This window comes from Pseudaquabacterium terrae, from assembly GCF_013266755.1.
Lineage (GTDB): Bacteria > Pseudomonadota > Gammaproteobacteria > Burkholderiales > Burkholderiaceae_C > Pseudaquabacterium > Pseudaquabacterium terrae.
Window position 1 is genome coordinate 1 of the sequence record NZ_JABRWJ010000054.1, and the last position, 1,356, is coordinate 1,356.

General features: G+C 62.0%; 2 protein-coding genes. Both read right to left on the bottom strand.

The genetic code is table 11. From position 1 onward, the window contains the following. Window positions 1-257: 257 nt before the first annotated feature. Complete coding sequence (locus tag HLB44_RS36660) at window positions 258-554, bottom strand: putative quinol monooxygenase (RefSeq protein WP_173135809.1); 297 nt, start codon at window positions 552-554, stop codon at window positions 258-260. 248 nt (window positions 555-802) lie between these two features. Next, window positions 803-1,222: a PaaI family thioesterase gene (locus HLB44_RS36665; protein ID WP_173135812.1), complete on the bottom strand. Its 420-nt coding sequence runs from the start codon at window positions 1,220-1,222 to the stop codon at window positions 803-805. Window positions 1,223-1,356: the final 134 nt, after the last annotated feature.

Sequence of the window (1,356 nt, forward strand, 5' to 3'; positions counted from 1 at the left end):
TTCCGGCGGCCACTCGGTGTGGGGCCATGGCCAGTTGGCGAAGTGTGAGCAGGAAAGTAGTGTCTGCCTCTGTGGCAGCGCGGAGACGCACGGGGAGAGTGCTCAGGCTTGGCATCCGAGGCCTAACGTTTGAGGTAACGCGCGGCCGCCAGCGGAGCGCCAGGGCCGCGAGGCACATGATCTGCCTGGGTGCCTCGCGGCCCTGGTGCGCAGCTGGTGGACGTCGCGTTGACCGAAGGGTTAGGCCGCATTTTCGGTTACGGCTGAACTACGTGAGCCTCGTATACGACCATTCTTGGTGGCTCCGTGACCAAGCCAGCGAGTTCCTTCACGAACGCCCTCGATTCGGGTACCTTGAAGTGCTGCTGCAATGCAAGCTCGTTGTCCCACTCCTCGACGAATACAAGACGATTGGAGTTGTCCACGTCTATGTGGACTGCGTGTGAAATGCAGCCTTGTTCGTTCCGCGAGCGAGCCACGTGCTCCTTGCTGATTGCGAGAGCTTGATCAATCCCGCCTTCCCGAATCACGACGCTTCCAAGAACGATGATCATGATGTCTTTCCTCGTTCGTGTGTGACGGCGACGATCATAGGTCAGTCGGACTTTCGGGGGTCACGAGACCCAGATGCGCGCGCCGCCGGGCGACCACATGCGGCCTAACGTTTGAGGTAACGCGCAGACGACGGCATGGTGCTTGGCCCGCGCAGCACATGATAGTTTGCGGTGCTGCGCGGGCCAAGTGCCATGCCGTTGGCTGTCGCGTTGACCGAAGGGTTAGGCGTCAGCGCCTCCCGGTACGCTTAGGAATCACGCCGAGGCACGAACGCCGTGGCGGTGGCGTGCACCGCGAGTTTCCCGTCTGCACCCCACAGCTTGGCCTCAAGGAACACGAGCTGCCTGCCAGCCTTGATGATGGATGCTTCACCTCGTGACTCACCCAGCATCATTGGTGCTACGAAGGTGCTCTTGATCTCAACCGTGGGTAGCCAGGCTCGCGTTTTGGCATAGGCGGCGATGGAGACCAGAGCATCGACCATGGCAACGGCGAAGCCACCCTGAACATTGCCGTGGTAGTTCTCGAACGCCGGCTGAGGTGCGAAGCGAAGAACCACGCGACCGACGTCGAAGTCGGCTTCCTCCACCGACAGGGGAATCAGCGCCGCACAGTCAGACTTGGGCTGACTGTCCAGGAGGGCTTGGAGCTCTGCGGCCTTGGACATGGTGGTGATCCTGACGCCTAACGTTTGAGGTAACGCGCGGCCGCCAGCGGAGCGCCAGGGCCGCGAGGCACATGATATGCCTGGGTGCCTCGCGGCCCTGGCGCGTAGCTGGTGGACGTCGCGTTGACCGAAGG

Excerpts from the sequence above, each read along its gene's own strand:
- HLB44_RS36660 (WP_173135809.1), bottom strand. The coding sequence starts at position 554 with ATGATCATCGTTCTTGGAAGCGTCGTGATTCGGGAAGGCGGGATTGAT.
- HLB44_RS36665 (WP_173135812.1), bottom strand. The coding sequence starts at position 1,222 with ATGTCCAAGGCCGCAGAGCTCCAAGCCCTCCTGGACAGTCAGCCCAAG.